The sequence below is a fragment of the Agromyces cavernae genome (genome assembly GCF_021044935.1).
In the GTDB taxonomy this organism is placed as follows: Bacteria; Actinomycetota; Actinomycetes; order Actinomycetales; family Microbacteriaceae; genus Agromyces; species Agromyces cavernae.
The window spans coordinates 822619-839916 of the sequence record NZ_JAJNMP010000003.1 but is presented as its reverse complement, the minus strand read 5'-3'; the positions used below and the strand labels follow the sequence as shown (position 1 = coordinate 839916).

The window sequence follows — 17298 nt, the reverse complement described above, 5'->3', positions numbered from 1 at the left end:
GTGCCCTACCCCCGGGCAGCGCCCGTCTGCGGTTCGTAGCGAACGGGCGTGAAGGCGGCCGCGACGAGCGCCCGCAGCGCCTCGAGATCGCGACCCGCGAAGCCCTGAGCGCGCGCCTGCACGAGAACGTTGCCGATCGCGGTCGCCTCGACCGGTCCGGCGAGCACCGGCAGCCCGGCGCGGTCGGCGGTGCGTCGGCACAGCAGCTCGTTGAGCGCGCCGCCGCCGACGATGTGGATCGTGTCGACGTCGACGCCCGACAGGATCGACGCGGTCCGAACCGCCGCGGCGAACGCCTCGGCGAGGCTCTCGATGATCGACCGCGCGAACTCCGCCCGGCTCGCCGGCGCGGCGACACCGTGCTCGGCACACCACTCGGCGATGCGACCGGGCAGGTCGCCGGGCGCCATGAATCGCGGATCGTTCGCGTCGAACACGGCGACGGGCGAGGCGACGGATGCCGCGGCCGCGAGCAGCTCGGAGAGCTCGACGGTCTCACCGTCGCGTTCCCACTGCCGCACAGACTCGCTGAGCAGCCAGAGGCCCATGACGTTGTGCAGGAATCGCACCCGACCGTCGACGCCGCCCTCGTTCGTGAAGTTGGCCTCGCGGGCGGCATCGGTCGTCACGGGATGCTCGAGCTCGACGCCCACGAGTCCCCAGGTGCCGCACGAGATGTACGCGGCCGACTCGGCTCGCATGGGCACGGCGACGACAGCCGACGCGGTGTCGTGGGATCCCACGGCGACGACCTCGATACCGGACGGCGCACCGAGGTCGGCGGCGACGTTCGCCCTCAGGCCGCCGATCGGCTCGCCCGGGCTGATGAGCGGCGCGAAGACGGATGCCGGCAGCCCGAGCCGCGTGATGAGCTCATCGTCCCATTCACCCGACTCGACGCCGACGAGTCCCGTCGTCGACGCGTTCGTGCGCTCGGAGAGCTTCGCGCCGGTGAGCTGGTAGGCGATGACGTCGGGCACGAGCAGCAGCGAATCGGCGAGGTCGAGACATCCGCCGTCGCGTTCTGCGGCCAGCTGGTAGAGCGTGTTGAACGGAAGGAACTGCAGCCCGTTGCGCCGGTACAGCTCCGCGAACGGCACGATCGCGTGCACCGCCTCGACACCGCCCGCGGTGCGGTCGTCGCGGTAGTGGAACGGTTCGCCGAGCATGCGGTCGCCGCGAAGGAGCGCGTAGTCGACGGCCCACGAGTCGATGCCGATGCTCGCGACATCGGGCGCGGAGCGGAGCGCTTCGCCGAGCCCCGCGAGCACGCTGCCGTACAGTCCCGTGAGGTTCCAATGCATCCCCGACGCGAGTCGCACCGGGTCGTTCGCGAACCGGGCGACCTGCCGGATCTCGAGTGCGCCCGCACCCCGCCCGTCGACGCGTCCGAGGATGACGCGTCCGCTCGTCGCCCCGAGGTCGACGGCGGCGACCGTGCCGTGGGTTGAGGACCGACGAAGGAGCGACTCGAAACCCGGTTGCGTCGTGTTTCGAGACGCGCCCTCCTTCGTCGGGCGCTCCTCAACCCTCGGCACCTCGGTCATCGCAGGAACGCCGCCGCGACGCCCGCGTCGACCGGGATGTGCAGGCCGGTGGTGTGGCTGAGCTCGGGTCCGGTGAGCACGAACACCGCGTTGGCGACGTGCTCGGGGAGCACCTCGCGCTTGAGGATCGTGCGCTGGGCGTAGAACTTGCCGAGGTCCTCCTCCTCGATGCCGTAGGTCTTGGCGCGGTTCGCGCCCCAGCCCGAGGCGAAGATGCCCGAGCCGCGGACGACGCCGTCGGGGTTGATGCCGTTGACCTTGATGCCGTATTCGCCGAGCTCGACGGCCAGCAGTCGCACCTGGTGCGCCTGGTCGGCCTTCGTCGCCGAGTACGCGATGTTGTTGGGGCCGGCGAACACCGAGTTCTTCGACGAGATGTAGATGATGTCGCCGCCGAGGCCCTGGTCGATCAAGACGCGAGCCGCGGCCTTCGATACGAGGAACGAACCCTTGGCCATGACGTCGTGCTGCAGGTCCCAGTCGGCCTCGGTCGTCTCGAGGAGCGGCTTCGACAGCGAGAGGCCGGCGTTGTTCACGACGAGGTCGAGACCGCCGAAGGCGAGTACCGCCTCGTCGATCGCCGCCTGGATCGCGGCGGCATCCGTCACGTTCGCCTGCACGCCGATCGCGACATCGGTGCTGCCGAGCTCGGCCGCGGCGGCCTGCGCCTTCTCGAGGTCGAGGTCGGCGATGACGACGCACGCGCCCTCGGCGGCGAGGCGGGTCGCGATGGCCTTGCCGATGCCGGATGCCGCGCCGGTGACGAGCGCGACGCGGGTCGCGTGCGTCTTGGGCTTCGGCATGCGCGCGAGCTTGGCTTCTTCGAGCGCCCAGTACTCGATGCGGAACTTCTCTTCATCGCTGATCGGCGCGTAGGTCGAGAGCGACTCGGCGCCGCGCATCACGTTGATCGCGTTCACGTAGAACTCGCCGGCCACGCGCGCGGTCTGCTTGTTCTGGCCGAACGAGAACATGCCGACGCCGGGCACGAGCACGATCGCCGGGTCGGCGCCGCGGATCGCGGGGGACTCGGGCGTCGCGTGGGCGTCGTAGTACGCCTGGTAGTCGGCGCGGTACTGCTCGTGCAGCTCCTTCAGGCGGGCGATGCTCTCCTCGACGCTCGCGGAGGCCGGCAGGTCGAGCACGAGCGGCTTCACCTTCGTGCGCAGGAAGTGGTCGGGGCAGCTCGTGCCCAGCGCGGCGAGCGGGGCGAGCCTCTCGCGCGAGAGGAACTCGAGCACCACGTCGACGTCGGTGAAGTGGCCCACCTGCGGCTTGTCGTACGACGCGAGCCCGCGGATCGTCGGCGCGAGTGCGGCCGCCTTCGCACGACGCTCGGCCTCGGGCAGCGCCTCGTAGCCCGGCACGACCGCGCCGAACGGGTCGGCCTTCCCGTGCTCGGCGATGTAGGCAGCGGCGGTGTCGATGATCCAGAGCGAGTTCTGCTCGGACTCCTCCGACGTGTCGCCCCAGGCGGTGATGCCGTGGCCGCCGAGGACGCAGCCGATCGCTTGCGGGTTCTGCGCCTTGATCCCGGCGATGTCGAGCCCGAGCTGGAAGCCCGGGCGGCGCCACGGCACCCACACCACCCTGTTGCCGAAAATCTTACTCGTGAGCTCCTCGCCATCGGCGGCCGTCGCGATCGCGATCCCGCTGTCGGGGTGCAGGTGGTCGACATGCGCCGCATCGACGAGGCCGTGCATGGCCGTGTCGATCGACGGAGCCGCGCCGCCCTTGCCGTGCAGCGTGTAGTCGAACGCGGCGACCATCTCGTCCTCGCGCTCGACGCCCGGGTACGTGTCGACCATCGCGCGCAGCCGGTCGAGGCGCAGCACCGCGAGGCCCTGCTCGGCGAGCGTGCCGAGGTCGCCGCCCGAGCCCTTCACCCACATGAGCTCCACGGGCTCGCCGGTGACCGGGTCGGTCTCGGTGCCCTTCGCCGACGTGTTGCCGCCGGCGTAGTTCGTGTTCTTCGGGTCTGCGCCGAGGCGGTTCGACCGCGCGATGAGGTCGGCAGCTGCCTGGTTCGTCATGATCACGCCCCCCAGCTCGCCTGCACGCCGCCGACGCGGTCTGCCGCGATCTGCGAGAGGTAGCCGGATGCCGCGAACGCGGCCATCGGGTCGGCGGGCAGGCCGCGCGCCTCGCGCCACTCGGCGAGGGCCGGCCGCACGTCGGTGTAGAACGCGTCCATGAAGATGCGGTTGGCCTCGAGCACGTCGCCCGACACCTGTGCGGCGCGAAGCGCCTCGGTGTCGACGAGCAGGGCGCGCGCCGTCATCTCCTGCACGTTCAGCACGCTACGGATCTGGCCGGGAACCTTGTCCTCCACGTTGTGGCACTGGTCGAGCATGAAGGCGACGTCGGGGTGGTTGAAGCCGCCGCCACGGATCACCTCGAAGATGATGCGGAACAGCTGGAACGGGTCGGCCGCGCCCACGATGAGGTCGTCGTCGGCATAGAAGCGCGAGTTGAAGTCGAACGAGCCGAGCCTGCCGAGCCGCAGCAGCTGCATGACGATGAACTCGATGTTGGTGCCGGGCGCGTGGTGGCCGGTGTCGAGGCAGACCATGGCCTTGTCGCCGAGCGCGGCGACCTGGGCGTACGACGTGCCCCAGTCCGGGACATCCGTGTGGTAGAACGCCGGTTCGAAGAACTTGTACTCGAGCACGAGTCGCTGGTCGTCGCCGAGGCGTTCGTAGATCGTGGCGAGCGACTCGTGCAGGCGGTCCTGACGGCCCCGCAGGTCGGCCTGGCCCGGGTAGTTCGAGCCCTCGGCGAGCCAGATCTTGAGGTCGCGGCTGCCGGTCGCGTGCATGACGTCGATGCACTCGAAGTGATGGTCGATCGCCTTCTGTCGAATGGCGGCGTCCTCGTGGGTGAGGGCGCCGAACTTGTAGTCGTCGTCCTGGAAGGTGTTCGAGTTGATCGTGCCGAGCGCGACGCCCTGGTCTTCGGCGTGTCGGCGCAGGTCGTCGTAGTCGTCGACCCGGTCCCACGGGATGTGCAGCGCTACCGTCGGCGCGAGCGCGGTGTACCGGTGCACCTGCGCGGCATCCGCGATCTTCTCATAGGGGTCGCGCGGCGTACCCGCCGTGGCGAAGACCTTGAAGCGGGTGCCCGAGTTTCCGAACGCCCAGCTCGGCAGTTCGATGGCCTGCAACTCGAGCTGGTCGAGGACGGTCTGCGGAATGGTGCTCACGAGTGGCTGCTTTCTGTTTCGGTGACGGATGCCGCGGGGCCGTCGTCGAGCGCGGCGAGCTGGTCTTCGAGGTTGAACACCTCGGGAAGTCTGGGGGCGCCCTGATCGGGTCGCCCGTCGAGGGTGACGAAGAAGTCGCCCATGTCGGCCTCCCACGCTGCGGTGCGCGCGTCGGCCTCGAGCGCGATTCGGGATGCCGCGTCGTCGTCGGTCTCGTAGTAGCCGATGAGCAGGCCGTCGTCGCCGAGGAAGAGGGAGTAGTTGCGCCGACCTGAGGCCTCGATGGCACGGAGCATGTCGGGCCAGACCGCGGCGTGGCGCTCGCGGTACTCGTCGAGTCGGGCGGGGTCGACCTGCAGTCGGAAGCAGACGCGCTCACCGCCGTGCGAATCGGTCTTCGTCATGTTCGTTCCTCGGGGTTCTTCGTGGTGTTCTTCGTGCTTCCGAGTGCCCGGCCGGGCCGTGAGAACGCGGCCGGGCACTCGGGTGCGATCGACTAGAAGTCGAAGTCGCCGATGTTCTCCGCGTCGAAGACGAAGGGGTCGCCCAGGAGCACGACGCCGTCGGCTTCGACGGTGTACTCGCCGAGCTTGCCTGCGTCGAAGGTGTCGCCCTCGGCGCCGGTGATGTCACCCTCGATGAGCGCCTTCGACGCGAACGCCGCCAGGTATCCGAGGTCGGCCGGGTTCCACAGCGCGAACGAGGTGACGGTGCCGTCCTCGACGTACTCGCGCATCTGGTTCGGGGTGCCGAGGCCGGTCAGCGCGACCGTGCCCTTGTACTCCGAAGTCGAGAGGTAGCGGGCCGCGGCGGCGATGCCGACCGTGGTGGGCGAGATGATGCCCTTCAGGTTCGGGTGGGTCTGCAGCAGCGCCGCGGTCTTGTCGAACGACGTCTGGTCGTCGTCGTCGCCGTAGACCGTCTCGACGAGCGTGATGTCGGGGAAGTCGCTCGCGAGGTACTCCTCCATCATCTCGATCCACGCGTTCTGGTTCGTCGCGTTGGCCGATGCCGACAGGATCGCGATCTCGCCCGCGCCGCCGATCTGCTCGGCGATGAGGTCGACCTGCACCTTCGCGATGCCCTCGGCGGTGGCCTGGTTGATGAACACGTCGCGGCACTCGGGGTTCGTGTCGGAGTCGAAGGTGACCACCTTGACACCCGCGTCGCGCGCCTCGTTCAGCGCGTCGCAGATCGCCTCGGGGTCGTTCGCCGACACGGCGATCGCGCCGACGCCCTGCTGCGTGAGCGTGTTGATGTAGCTCACCTGCGAGTCGGGCGTCGCCTCGGCGGGGCCGACCTCGGCGAACGTGCCGTCGAACTCGCCGATCGCCTCCTCGGCGCCGCCCGACGAGGTGTCGAAGTACGGGTTGCCGAGGTTCTTCGGCAGGAACGTGATCGACAGGTTGTCGCTGCCGCCCTCGCTGCCGCCGTCGCCACCACCGGTGCCGGAGTCGACCGCGCAGCCCGACAGCACCAGCGCCGCCGCCGCGGCGAGCGCCGTCAGCGCGCCCGCACGCCGCTTGTTGCGAAACATCATTGTTCTTCCCTTCATCGGATGAGGTCGACGAGTGATCGCCTCGGTTGGTTGCGCAGCCCGGGTCACCCTGCTGTGGAGGCCTCGACGCGCGGTGTTCCCCCTGGTGCTCGCCGCCGCTTGCGCAGCCAGGCCAGGAAGCTGGATGACACCACCGACAGCACGAGCAGCACGCCGGTGATGATGTTGATGACGTCGGAGGTCACGTTGGCGAGGCGCAGGGCGCTCGCGAGCACTCCGATGAGCAGCACGCCGGCGATCACCCCGTGGATCGCGCCGCGGCCGCCGAAGATCGAGACGCCGCCGAGCAGCACCGCGGCGATCACCTGCAGCTCGAGGCCGGTGGCGTTGTCGCCGCGGGCGCTGCCGTATCGGAGCGTGTAGTAGACCCCGGCGAGTGCCGACACGGTGCCCGCGAGCACGAACAGGATCAACTTCGTGCGCTCCACCCGCACGCCCGAGAACCGTGCGGCCTCGCTCGAGCGGCCGATGGCGTAGATGCCGCGGCCGAACGGCGTGAAGTGCAGCAGCACCACGAACACCACGAGGAGCGCGAGGAAGAGGAAGAGCACGAGGGGGATGTTCGTGTTCCCCATGCGCGCCTTGGCGAGGTCGGTCCAGAAGTCGGGGAAGTCGGTGACCGCGGTGGTGCCGAGCAGGCCGATCGCGAGCCCGCGGTACAGCGCCAGCGTACCGATCGTGACCGCAAGCGACGGGAGGCCGACGACGGTGACGAGGAAGCCGTTGATCGCTCCGCCGATGGCCCCCGCGACGATCGCGAGCAGCGCGGCGACCTCGAACGGCACGCCGGCCTGGATGAGCACGCCGGTGAGCACGCTCGCCAGTCCCACGATGCTCGCCACCGAGAGGTCGATCTCGCCCGTGATGATGATGAGCGTCATCGGGAGGGCGATGAGCAGGATCGGCATGACGTCGAGGAGCAGGAAGGTCAGCGTGATCGGCTGGCTGAAGCCGCGCACGGACAGCGCCGCGATGACCGAGACGATCACGAGCAGCCCGATGATGGCCATCTCGCGCGTCAGGAAGAGGCGCTGCCAGAGCGGGCGGTCGTAATCGCGGTAGGTGCGGGTTGCCGCGACGGTGGTGGTGGTCGCGGTCATTCGCCGCTCTCCCTTGCTTCGAGGAGCTTCCGTTTCTGCCGGATCGCGAGGACGCGGTCGAGCACGATGGCGCCGATGATGAGGGCGCCCACGACCGCGCGCTGCCAGAAGTCGGGGATCCCGAGGATCGGCAGGGCGCGGTTGATGGTGAGCAGCAGCACGGCACCGATCGCGGCGCCCCACACGGTGCCGCTGCCGCCGAAGATCGCGACGCCGCCGATGACCGCCGCGCCGACCGCGTCGAGCTCCCAGCCCGATCCGGCCTGCGAGCTGACGGTGCCGTACCGGGCCGCGTAGAGCACGCCGGCGAGACCCGCGAGGGCGCCCGAGAGCACGAACGCCGTGAGCAGCCTGCGCGTCACCTTGAGGCCGTAGAGCTCGGCGGCCGCGGGGTCGGATCCGATCGCATAGAACTCTCGGCCGGCACGCGTGTTCTTCATCACCCATCCGGCGACGACGAGCACGACGAGCGCGATGATGGTGAGGATCGGGATGAAGAGGATCTGCCCCGTGCCGAGCCCGAGGAACTCGCGCGGCAGGTCGGATGCGTTCACGCGATCGCTGCCCGCCCACATCACGTTGATGCCGCGGTACGCGTAGAGGGTGCCCAGGGTGATGACGAGCGACGGGACCTTCGCGAACGCGACGAGGGCGCCGTTGACGAGGCCGAGCACCGCGCCGAATGCGATGACGATCAGGAACACCGCGAGGACCGGGATGCCCTGCAGGTCGATGAACAGCCGGCCGGTGAGGTAGGCCGAGAGGCCGAGCACCGAGCCGACCGACAGATCGACGTTGCGCGTGATGATCACGACGGCCTGGCCGACCGCGAGCAGCACGAGGATCGACGGGGTCAACAACAGGTCGCGCCATCCGTCGGCGCTGAACAGGAAGTTCGGATTCGCGACCGTCGCGGCGACGATCACGAGCAGCAGCGCGACGAGGATGCCGAATTCGCGAGCTGCACCGACGGCACGGAGTCGCTTCGTGACGGCGGACGTCTCGATGGTGGCGGTCACGAGTGGGCTCCCTCGGCGTGGGTGGCGGCGAACATGACGTTCTCGCTGGTGGCGTCGGCACGATCGATCTCGGCGGTGATGCGGCCCTCGCGCATGACGAGCACGCGGTCGGCCATGCCGAGCACTTCGGGCAGTTCGGAGGAGATCATGAGGATGCCCATTCCGCGACCCGCGAGCTCGGAGAGCAGGCGATGGACCTCGGCCTTGGTGCCGACGTCGATGCCGCGCGTGGGCTCATCGATGATGAGCACGGTCGGCTCGGTCGCGAGCCACTTGCCCAGCACCACCTTCTGCTGGTTGCCACCCGAGAGGGTGCCGGCGAGGGTCGAGAGCGCGTTGGCCTTGACCTCGAGTCGGCTGGCCCACACCTGCGCCGCCCGGTTCTCGAAGCCGGAGGTGATGAGCCCCGCCTTCGCGAGCTGGTTGCGGATGGTGAGCGTGACATTGCCTGCGACGGATGCCTCGAGCACGAGCCCCTGCTTGCGCCGGTCCTCCGGCACGAGGGCGAGTCCACGGCGCATGGCTTCGCTCGGGTTCTTCGCCGGCACGGCGTCACCCTGCAGCCGGACGCTGCCCGAGTCGTAGGCGTCGACGCCGAAGATCGCCCGCGCCACCTCACTGCGTCCTGCTCCGACGAGCCCGGCGAGCCCGACGATCTCTCCGGAACGCACGGTGAAGGTGATGTCGTGGAACACGCCTGCCGAGTTCAGGCCGTCGACTTCGAGCAGCGGCGCCCCGATCACGGTCTCCTGCTTCGGGAAGAGGTCGGTGACCTCGCGGCCGACCATCTGCGTGACGAGTTCGTCGACGGAGGTGTCGGCGATCGCGGTGGTGGCGATGTACGCGCCGTCGCGCATGACCGTGACGGTGTCGCACAGGTCGAACACCTCGTCGAAGCGGTGCGAGATGAAGACGAGCGCGCGTCCTTCGTCGCGGAGCGAGCGAGCGATCTGGAAGAGCCGGTCGACCTCGACGCCCGAGAGCGCGGCGGTCGGCTCGTCCATGATGAGCACCTTCGCGTCGAGCGAGACGGCCTTCGCGATCTCGATCACCTGCTGATCGGCGATCGAGAGTCCCTCGGCGGGGCGATCGGGATCGATGGCGACGCCGAGGCGGCCGAACAGGGAGCCGACCTCGGCACGCATCGCCTTGCGGTCGATGCGACCGAACCGGCCGACGGGCTGGCGCCCCATGAACACGTTCTCGGTGACCGAGAGGTCGGGGAACAGTGTCGGCTCCTGGTAGATGACGGCCACGCCGGCCGCCTTCGATTCGGCGGTCGACTTGAAGTCGACCTCGACGCCGCCGAGGCGGAACACGCCGGCATCGCGCTGATAGAGTCCGGCGACGATCTTCACGAGGGTCGACTTGCCGGCACCGTTCTCGCCGATGAGGGCGTGGATCGAACCGGCGTGTACCTCGATGGAGCCGCTGCGGAGCGCCACGACGGATCCGAAGGATTTCTCGACGTCGCGAAGCTCGAGCGCAGCGACGGCGTCGCCGCGGGCTGGGGTGGTCGTCATTGATCCTGCCTACTTGCTTCAAATGGCTTTTCACGCGTGGAATGAATCGTTTCAAACCGCCGCGCCCAAACTATGGCACGACGAGGGCACCCGCGTCAAGTCGCTTTGACCCGATCGTCCCAGGCGGGCTACAGTGATGGCTGTCGTTTCGATGAAACGATTCAACCAACGAATGTACGGCGTAGTGCATCTGCCCGCCGTGTCGAATGGAGGGCGGGCATGGGCTCGATCAGTGAATTCTCACTCACCCGGCGACAACTCATCGGATTCTCGGCTGCGGCTGCCGCGGGCATGGTCGCCGCGCAGGCGGTGCCGTCGGGTGTCGCACACGCCGCGGGGGCTGTGGCAACGCGGCCCGACGCGTTCGGCATCGCCGGGTTCACCGCGCCAGGATCGCAATTCGCACCGAAGTTCCGGTGGTGGTGGCCGAATGGACAGGTGGACATCGCGGAGATCGTGCGCGAGGTCGATCAGGTGGCCGACGCCGGCTTCGGCGGGCTCGAGATCGCGGACGTCCATCACAGCGTGCCCTCGGGGCTCCTCGACGTCGATCGCTTCCCCTGGGGAGGGGAGCGCTGGTGCGAGGCGGTCGAAGCGGCGCTCGCCCGAGCGAATGAACGAGACATCCGACTCGACCTGACGCTCGGTCCGTCGTGGCCTGCCGCAGTGCCGACGATCACCCCGCAGTCCGAGGCCGCGCTCACCGAACTCGTGCACGGCGTCGTCGAGCTCGCTCCCGGAACCACGCACGCCGGGCAGGTGCCCGAGCCCGCGATCGCGGCGGAGCACGGGGTCACCGAGACCCTGCTGCTGTCGGTGCAGGCGTTCGAGATCGTCACGAAGCCCGCGAAGGGCAACATCGTCCTCAAGCGCTCGAGTCGCATCGACCTCACCGCCGACGTCGTCGACGGGGCCGTCGAGTGGACCGCGCCCTCGGGCGGCGGAACGTGGGCGCTCTTCGCGTTCTGGCGGCGCGGCTCGGGCCAGCTGGCCGAAGGCGGAGCCCACACGAACCCGACGGCGTACGTCGTCGACCACTTCAGCGCCGCTGGAGCGCAGGCGGTCATCGACTTCTGGGAGAACGAGATCATCTCCCCGCGGATGTCGAGCCTGCTCGCGGAGGCGGGCGGTGCGTTCTTCGAGGACTCGCTCGAGATCGAGACCGAGGCCACGATCTGGACGAGGCTGCTGCCCGAAGCGTTCCGGGCGCGCCACGGGTACGACCTCATCCCGTACCTGCCGGTCGTCGTCGAGCTCAAGGAGAAGTACCTCTACGACTTCGACGACATCGTGACCACTCGCGTCCGCGATGACGTGAACCAGGTGCTGAGCGACCTCTATACCGAGCACCACCTCATCCCGTTCCGGGACTGGGCGCACTCGCACGGGCTGCAGTACCGTGTGCAGGCCTATGGACTCGAGCAGGACTCGATCGATCAGGCCGGTGTCGTCGACATCCCCGAGACGGAGTCCCTCGGTGCGAAGAACGTCGACGACTACCGCGTCCTCGCGAGCGGGCGCGACATCGCCGGGCGCACGATCCTCTCGTGCGAATCCGCCGCGTACCTCGGCAAGTCCTACTCGGCCACGATGCTCGACGTCCTGACGACGCACGCCGAGATGTTCGCGGGCGGCGTCAACCAGTCGGTGCTCCACGGGTTCCCGTACGCGACGGCGCCCGGTGCAGGCTGGCCGGGCTTCGCGGCGTTCACGCCGTACTACAACAACTCCGTGGGCTATTCCGAGGCGTGGGGGCCGCGGATGCCGGTGTGGACGCACATGCCCGATGTCGCCGCGTACCTCGCCCGCACCCAGTGGGTGCTGCGCGCGGGTCGGCCGCGCTACGACATCGCATTCCTGCGGCAGAAGGGCTGGGCGCAGACCGGCATCGGGGCGCCGTGGGCCACGGCGTCGGGCATTCCGGTCGGCTGGACGCATGGTTTCCTCACGGGCTCCAGTCTCGAGCGCGACGGTGCCGTGCTCGAGGGCGGCCGACTCGCGCCCGACGGCGGCGCCTACAAGGCGATCATCGTCGACATCGACCGCTTCCGCGGCAGTGAGGCGACCCTGACGGTCGCGACGGCGGAGCGGCTCGTGGAGTTCGCGGACGCCGGGCTGCCGATCGTGCTCTTCGGCGACTGGTCGAAGCCGGCCGCCGTGGGCCTCCGCCCGGCCGACGAGAACGCGAGGGTCGCCGAGCTGGTCGGTCGGCTCGTGGACTCGCCGTCGGTGGCGCTCGCGGCCGGCAACAACGACATCCCCGTCGCGCTCGGAGCCCTCCGCGTGGCGCCCGACGTCGATCACGCGGCATCGAACCTCAAGCACATCCGCCGAGTCGAGGACGGCGTCGACTACTACTACCTCGTGAACGCGAAGCACAATCCGGCGAAGGACAAGCTCGTGCCGATCGACCAGGAGGTCGTGCTCACCGCGGCAGCCGACGATGCGGTGCCGTGGCAGCTCGACGCCTGGAGCGGAGAGGTGCGCCCCATCGCCGACCACCGTCGTGACGGCGACCGGGTGACCGTACGGGTTCGGTTGCAACCGGCGCAGTCGACGGTCATCGTGCTCGCGCCGCGCATCTGGGCGGGGAAGGGGTTCCCGGAGGTGCAGGTCGTGGAGACGAGCGCCTCCGCCGTGCGGGCCGGGCACAAGACCGTCGAACTGGTGACCGACGCGGCGGGTCCGGTGCACGCACGACTCGCCGACGGCCGTACCGTTCGGGCGACCGTCCCGGAGCTGCCCGCGGCGGTCGGGCTCACCGAGTGGGCGCTCGCGGTCGAGGACTGGCAGCCCGGGTCGTCCGTGACCGATACCGCGAAGCCCGTGGTCGACGTTCGGCTGTCGGAGCTGGTGCCCTGGAGCGCCATCCCCGGCCTCGCCGACACCTCAGGCGTCGGCCGGTACACCACCCGCGTGAAGCTCGGCCCCGAGTGGGTGACGAGTCGCGCGGGTATCCGCCTCGAACTGGGCCGGGTCGTCGACACGTTCCGCGTGCGGGTGAATGGGAAGGACGTCGAGGCTCGCGACCTGACCTCGCCCGTGGTCGATGTGAGCGGGTTGCTCCACCCCGGCGAGAACGAGATCCAGATCGAGGTCGCCTCGACGCTCATCAACCGCATGCGGGTGGTGAATCCCGTCGTCTACGGCGGCGTGAAACGCGCGGACTACGGCCTGCTCGGGCCCGTCGTCATCCGCCCGTACGGCGTGGTCGAGGTGCGCTGATCCTGCGACGGATGTCCCGGCCGGCGACCCCGGGACGGGGCATCCGTCGCCTCCGCCGAGGTCTGGGAGCGCCGGCCGACCGGCCTCATTCGGGGTCCGCAGGGGCGTGGCGTTGTCGCCACCAACGCTGAATCGATTCACAATTGGAGTGCGCCGCTGGTGCCGGCGCCTGTCGTCATGTAGAGATGTCGGTGCGACCACCGGCGCGAAGGGGGAAGCTCGAATGGCAGTGAGTGTGCGCGAAGTCGCCGCACGGGCGGCCGTGTCGGTGGGCACGGTCTCGAACGTGCTCAATCGGCCCGACAAGGTGTCGCCGGCCACGGTGGAGCGGGTGCACGCCGCCATCCGGGAGCTCGGCTTCGTTCGCAACGACGCCGCTCGGCAGCTGCGCGCCGGTCGCAGCCGCTCGATCGGACTCGTCGTGCTCGACGTGCGCAACCCGTTCTTCACCGACGTCGCGCGGGGTGCCGAAGATCGTGCCGCCGAAGACGGCATGACGATCCTGCTCGGCAACAGCGACGAGAACGCCGACCGCGAGGGTTCTTACCTCGACCTGTTCGAGGAGCAGCGCGTGCACGGCGTGCTCATCACGCCGCTCACCGACGACCTTCCGCGTCTCGAGCGGCTGCAGGGCCGCGGCACGCCCGTCGTCCTCGTCGACCGTGAGGCGGCCGACCGCCGCTTCTCGTCGGTCGCGGTCGACGACGTCGTGGGCGGCGAGCTCGCCGTGCGCCATCTCGCTGAGATCGGCCGGCGCCGCATCGCCTTCGTCGGCGGCCCGATGGCGATCCGTCAGGTGACCGATCGCCTCGAGGGTGCCCGGCGCGCGGTCGAGGCGACACCGGGCATGACGATGGAGGTCGTCGAGACCGAGTCCCTCACCGTGCTCGCGGGGCGGGCGGCCGGTGCCGCCATCCGCGAGCGCGCGGCATCCGATCGGCCCGACGCCGTCTTCGCCGCCAACGACCTGCTCGCCATGGGCGTGCTCCAGGCGCTCATGATGCAGGGCACGGTGCTGGTGCCCGATGACATCGCGCTCATCGGGTACGACGACATCGACTTCGCGGCGGCGGCGGTCGTGCCCCTGTCGTCGATCCGGCAGCCGGCGGCACTCATCGGGTACACGGCGGTCGACCTGCTCCTGAAGGAGGCCGGCGAGGCCGACGGCGACGAAGGCGAGCAGGAGCGGGAGCGCGAGCGCGTGATCTTCCAGCCCGAGCTCGTCGTGCGCGGGTCGACCGTCCCCGACGCCGCGTCGCATCCGTCGGCCCCGTGACCGGCGCGGCCGACGGTGAACTACCCGCGCGCCGGCGTCGACTCGCGCAGCACGACCTCGGTCGCCACGGCGCGGGCAGCGGCATCCGTATCGCCCAGCGCGAGCCGAAGCGCGCGGCGGCCGAGCGCTTCGAGCGGTACGCGCACCGTCGTGAGCGGCGGGGTGACGTCGCGCGTGGTCGGGATGTCGTCGAAGCCGGCGACGGCGACGTCGGTGCCGGGGGTGAGCCCTGCGTCGCGGATCGCCGAGAGCGCACCGACGGCCATGATGTCGCTGGCGGCGAAGACGAGCTCGACCCCGGCGAGGCCGCGCGCGAGCAACCGCCGCATGCCGTCGTAGCCGCCGTCGCGCGTGAACGCCGTGCGCACGATGTCGTCGTCGCGCAGCTCGCCGCCGCTCGCTTCGAGCCCGGCGCGGAAGCCCTCGAGGCGATCGATCTCGGCGAGCAGCCCCTCGCTGCCGGTGAGGACGCCGAACCTGCGGTAGCCGATGCCGGTCAGCGCGCGCGCGAGTGCCACGGCGCCGCCGGCGTTGTCGACGAGCACCGTGCGCAGGTCGAGTTCGTTGCGGCCGATGAGCACGACCACGCCGCCCCCGCCTTCGTACGCTCGGAGCTCCTCGCCGAGCGCGCTCTCGGCGGTGTCGGCCGTGGGCCGCGATCCGGCCAGGATCATGACGCGCGGACGTTGCCCTCGGAGGGCGCGAACCAGGTCGAGCTCGCGCTCGGCGTCGCGATCGGTCACCGCCATCGTGACGATGAGCGCAGCACTCTCCGCCTCGGCGATGACGCCTGCCGCGACCGACGAGAAATAGGGGTCGGAGATGTCGGCGACGAGCAGCGCGACCGTGGTCGTCGTTCCGCGGACCATGGCCTGGGCGGAGACGTTGGGGGAGTAGTCGAGCCGCGCCGCCGCCTCCAGCACGCGCTGGCGGAACTCGTCGTTCACCTTGCGGGTGCTGCCGTTGATCGAGCGCGACGCGGTGGCCAGCGAGACGCCCGCCTCGCGGGCGACGTCATGCAGGGTCGCGGGTCGGTTCGGGCGAGTGTCGATGCCGCTGTCGGTCATCAGTCCTCCTGCGCTTCGGCGCGGGCGCCGCGACTCGCCTAGGCGGCGCGAGTCGGATGTCGCGAGCGGGCCGTTGGGCGTCGTGTCGGTGGTACTGGTAGGAATGATACAACTCAGGCAGCGCTTTCCCACAGGTGGAGCCACCGTGACCCGTCGCGTCGTCGCGTCGTCGCGATGACCGAGCCCGTGCGCCGGCTCGCGCGCGCCGGAGCCGAGTTCGCCTGCTCCGGCCGGCTGAGCCCACGTCACATGGGAGGCCCGCTCGGGAGGGCTGGGTATGGTGGAAGCGCCGCGCGCGAGCTTGCACCACGTGGCAGCCCCGCTCGACAGGAAGGTCCGCGCGTGAGTTCACATCGCTCTGCCATCGAAGACGTCTACGCCCAGGTGCTGGCGCGCAACCCCGGCGAAGCCGAGTTCCACCAGGCCGTGCACGAGGTCTTCGACTCGCTCGACCGGGTGCTCGAGAAGCACCCCGGGTACGTGCAGGCATCGATCCTCGAGCGCATCTGCGAACCCGAGCGGCAGATCATCTTCCGCGTGCCGTGGGTCGACGACGCCGGTCGCGTGCAGATCAACCGCGGTTTCCGCGTGCAGTACAACTCGGCGCTCGGCCCGTACAAGGGCGGCCTGCGGTTCCACCCGACCGTGACACTCGGCACCGTCAAGTTCCTCGGCTTCGAGCAGATCTTCAAGAACGCCCTCACCGGCATGCCCATCGGCGGCGGCAAGGGCGGCAGCGACTTCGACCCGAAGGGCCGCTCCGACGCCGAGGTCATGCGGTTCTGCCAGTCGTTCATGACCGAGCTCTCGCGGCACGTCGGCGAGTACCGCGACGTTCCCGCCGGCGACATCGGGGTCGGCGGCCGCGAGATCGGCTACCTCTTCGGCCAGTACAAGCGCATGACCAACCAGTACGAGTCGGGCGTGCTCACCGGCAAGGGCCTCACGTGGGGCGGTTCGCTCGTGCGCACCGAGGCGACCGGCTACGGCGCCGTGTTCTTCACCGAGCACATGCTCGCGACGAAGGGGCGCGCGTTCGACGGCGCCCGCGTGCTCGTATCGGGGTCGGGCAACGTCGCGACGTACGCGATCGAGAAGGTGCACGCCCTCGGCGGCATCGTCGTCGGCGCGTCCGACTCGGCGGGCGCCGTGCACGACCCCGACGGGATCGACCTCGACCTGCTGCGCGACATCAAGGAACGCCGGCGCGAGCGCATCAGCGTGTACGCCGACGAGCGCGGCGGCCGGGCGAAGTTCCTGCCCGGGGCATCCGTCTGGGACATCGACAGCGACGAGCCGATCCAGGTCGCCCTGCCGTGCGCCACGCAGAACGAGATCAGCGAGGCGCAGGCCGCGAAGCTCGTCGCCGGAGGGCTCATCGCGCTCGCCGAGGGCGCCAACATGCCCACGACTCCCGGTGCGATCCGCGTGCTCAAGGAGGCCGGGGTGCTGTTCGGGCCGGGCAAGGCCGCGAACGCGGGCGGCGTCGCGACATCGGCGCTCGAGATGCAGCAGAACGCCTCACGCGACTCGTGGAGCTTCGAGCACACCGAGGCGCGGCTCGCCGAGATCATGGCCGGCATCCACGAACGCACCGCCACGACCGCCGAAGAGTACGGCGCGCCCGGCGACTACGTGGTCGGCGCGAACATCGCGGGGTTCATCCGCGTCGCCGACGCGATGCTCGCGCTCGGCGTGATCTGAGCCTCAGGCCTCCGCGCACCCCGCGAAGTGACGCAAATCGTCGGTAAGCGCGGCGCGTTCCAACGGTTTGCGTCATC

The 17298-nt window shown here is 69.8% G+C and carries 12 protein-coding genes; 3 read left to right on the top strand and 9 right to left on the bottom strand.

Features of this window, described 5'->3' with window-relative positions; genetic code table 11:
- Window positions 1-5: 5 nt before the first annotated feature.
- The 8 genes from LQ757_RS15200 to LQ757_RS15165 form a co-directional block, all read right to left on the bottom strand.
- Entirely contained in the window at window positions 6-1547 is a 1542-nt protein-coding gene (locus LQ757_RS15200) for a rhamnulokinase (protein ID WP_231048087.1), read from the bottom strand.
- Window positions 1544-3580, bottom strand: coding sequence for a bifunctional aldolase/short-chain dehydrogenase (locus tag LQ757_RS15195; protein ID WP_231048086.1), 2037 nt, complete (start codon window positions 3578-3580; stop codon window positions 1544-1546). Before LQ757_RS15195 ends, LQ757_RS15200 begins: the two co-directional genes overlap by 4 nt.
- 2 nt (window positions 3581-3582) lie before the next feature.
- Entirely contained in the window at window positions 3583-4749 is a 1167-nt protein-coding gene (rhaI, locus tag LQ757_RS15190) for an L-rhamnose isomerase (RefSeq protein ID WP_231048085.1), read from the bottom strand.
- A complete protein-coding gene (locus LQ757_RS15185) occupies window positions 4746-5153 on the bottom strand; it encodes an L-rhamnose mutarotase (RefSeq protein WP_231048084.1) in 408 nt (135 codons plus the stop codon). Before LQ757_RS15185 ends, rhaI begins: the two co-directional genes overlap by 4 nt.
- 92 nt (window positions 5154-5245) lie before the next feature.
- Window positions 5246-6289, bottom strand: coding sequence for a rhamnose ABC transporter substrate-binding protein (gene rhaS, locus LQ757_RS15180; RefSeq protein WP_231048083.1), 1044 nt, complete (start codon window positions 6287-6289; stop codon window positions 5246-5248).
- Between the two features lie 62 nt (window positions 6290-6351).
- Window positions 6352-7407, bottom strand: coding sequence for an ABC transporter permease (locus LQ757_RS15175; protein ID WP_231048082.1), 1056 nt, complete (start codon window positions 7405-7407; stop codon window positions 6352-6354).
- Window positions 7404-8426, bottom strand: a complete 1023-nt coding sequence (locus tag LQ757_RS15170) for an ABC transporter permease (RefSeq protein WP_231048081.1) — start codon at window positions 8424-8426, stop codon at window positions 7404-7406. Before LQ757_RS15170 ends, LQ757_RS15175 begins: the two co-directional genes overlap by 4 nt.
- On the bottom strand, window positions 8423-9949 hold the full coding sequence (locus LQ757_RS15165; protein ID WP_231048080.1) for a sugar ABC transporter ATP-binding protein: 1527 nt from the start codon (window positions 9947-9949) through the stop codon (window positions 8423-8425). The genes LQ757_RS15170 and LQ757_RS15165 overlap by 4 nt, the downstream gene beginning before the upstream one ends.
- Before the next feature lie 219 nt (window positions 9950-10168).
- On the opposite strand from LQ757_RS15165, the gene LQ757_RS15160 reads away from it, so the two are divergent.
- Both LQ757_RS15160 and LQ757_RS15155 read left to right on the top strand, forming a co-directional pair.
- Window positions 10169-13174 (top strand): glycosyl hydrolase, encoded by a 3006-nt coding sequence (locus LQ757_RS15160; RefSeq protein ID WP_231048079.1) that lies wholly within the window; start codon window positions 10169-10171, stop codon window positions 13172-13174.
- Window positions 13175-13397: 223 nt separating this feature from the next.
- Window positions 13398-14450, top strand: a complete 1053-nt coding sequence (locus LQ757_RS15155) for a LacI family DNA-binding transcriptional regulator (protein ID WP_231048078.1) — start codon at window positions 13398-13400, stop codon at window positions 14448-14450.
- A gap of 20 nt (window positions 14451-14470) precedes the next feature.
- Here LQ757_RS15155 and LQ757_RS15150 read toward each other — a convergent pair whose 3' ends face one another.
- The gene (locus tag LQ757_RS15150) at window positions 14471-15517 is read right to left on the bottom strand and encodes a LacI family DNA-binding transcriptional regulator (protein WP_231048077.1); all 1047 of its coding nucleotides are present in this window, start codon (window positions 15515-15517) and stop codon (window positions 14471-14473) included.
- A gap of 342 nt (window positions 15518-15859) precedes the next feature.
- Here LQ757_RS15150 and gdhA point away from each other — a divergent pair, with 342 nt between their 5' ends.
- Window positions 15860-17221, top strand: coding sequence for an NADP-specific glutamate dehydrogenase (gene gdhA / locus LQ757_RS15145; RefSeq protein WP_231048076.1), 1362 nt, complete (start codon window positions 15860-15862; stop codon window positions 17219-17221).
- The last annotated feature ends 77 nt before the right edge of the window (window positions 17222-17298 follow it).

Excerpts from the sequence above, each read along its gene's own strand:
- LQ757_RS15200 (WP_231048087.1), bottom strand. The coding sequence starts at position 1,547 with ATGACCGAGGTGCCGAGGGTTGAGGAGCGCCCGACGAAGGAGGGCGCG.
- rhaS (WP_231048083.1), bottom strand. The coding sequence starts at position 6,289 with ATGATGTTTCGCAACAAGCGGCGTGCGGGCGCGCTGACGGCGCTCGCC.
- LQ757_RS15175 (WP_231048082.1), bottom strand. The coding sequence starts at position 7,407 with ATGACCGCGACCACCACCACCGTCGCGGCAACCCGCACCTACCGCGAT.
- LQ757_RS15185 (WP_231048084.1), bottom strand. The coding sequence starts at position 5,153 with ATGACGAAGACCGATTCGCACGGCGGTGAGCGCGTCTGCTTCCGACTG.
- LQ757_RS15160 (WP_231048079.1), top strand. The coding sequence starts at position 10,169 with ATGGGCTCGATCAGTGAATTCTCACTCACCCGGCGACAACTCATCGGA.
- LQ757_RS15195 (WP_231048086.1), bottom strand. The coding sequence starts at position 3,580 with ATGACGAACCAGGCAGCTGCCGACCTCATCGCGCGGTCGAACCGCCTC.
- LQ757_RS15155 (WP_231048078.1), top strand. The coding sequence starts at position 13,398 with ATGGCAGTGAGTGTGCGCGAAGTCGCCGCACGGGCGGCCGTGTCGGTG.
- LQ757_RS15165 (WP_231048080.1), bottom strand. The coding sequence starts at position 9,949 with ATGACGACCACCCCAGCCCGCGGCGACGCCGTCGCTGCGCTCGAGCTT.
- LQ757_RS15150 (WP_231048077.1), bottom strand. The coding sequence starts at position 15,517 with ATGACCGACAGCGGCATCGACACTCGCCCGAACCGACCCGCGACCCTG.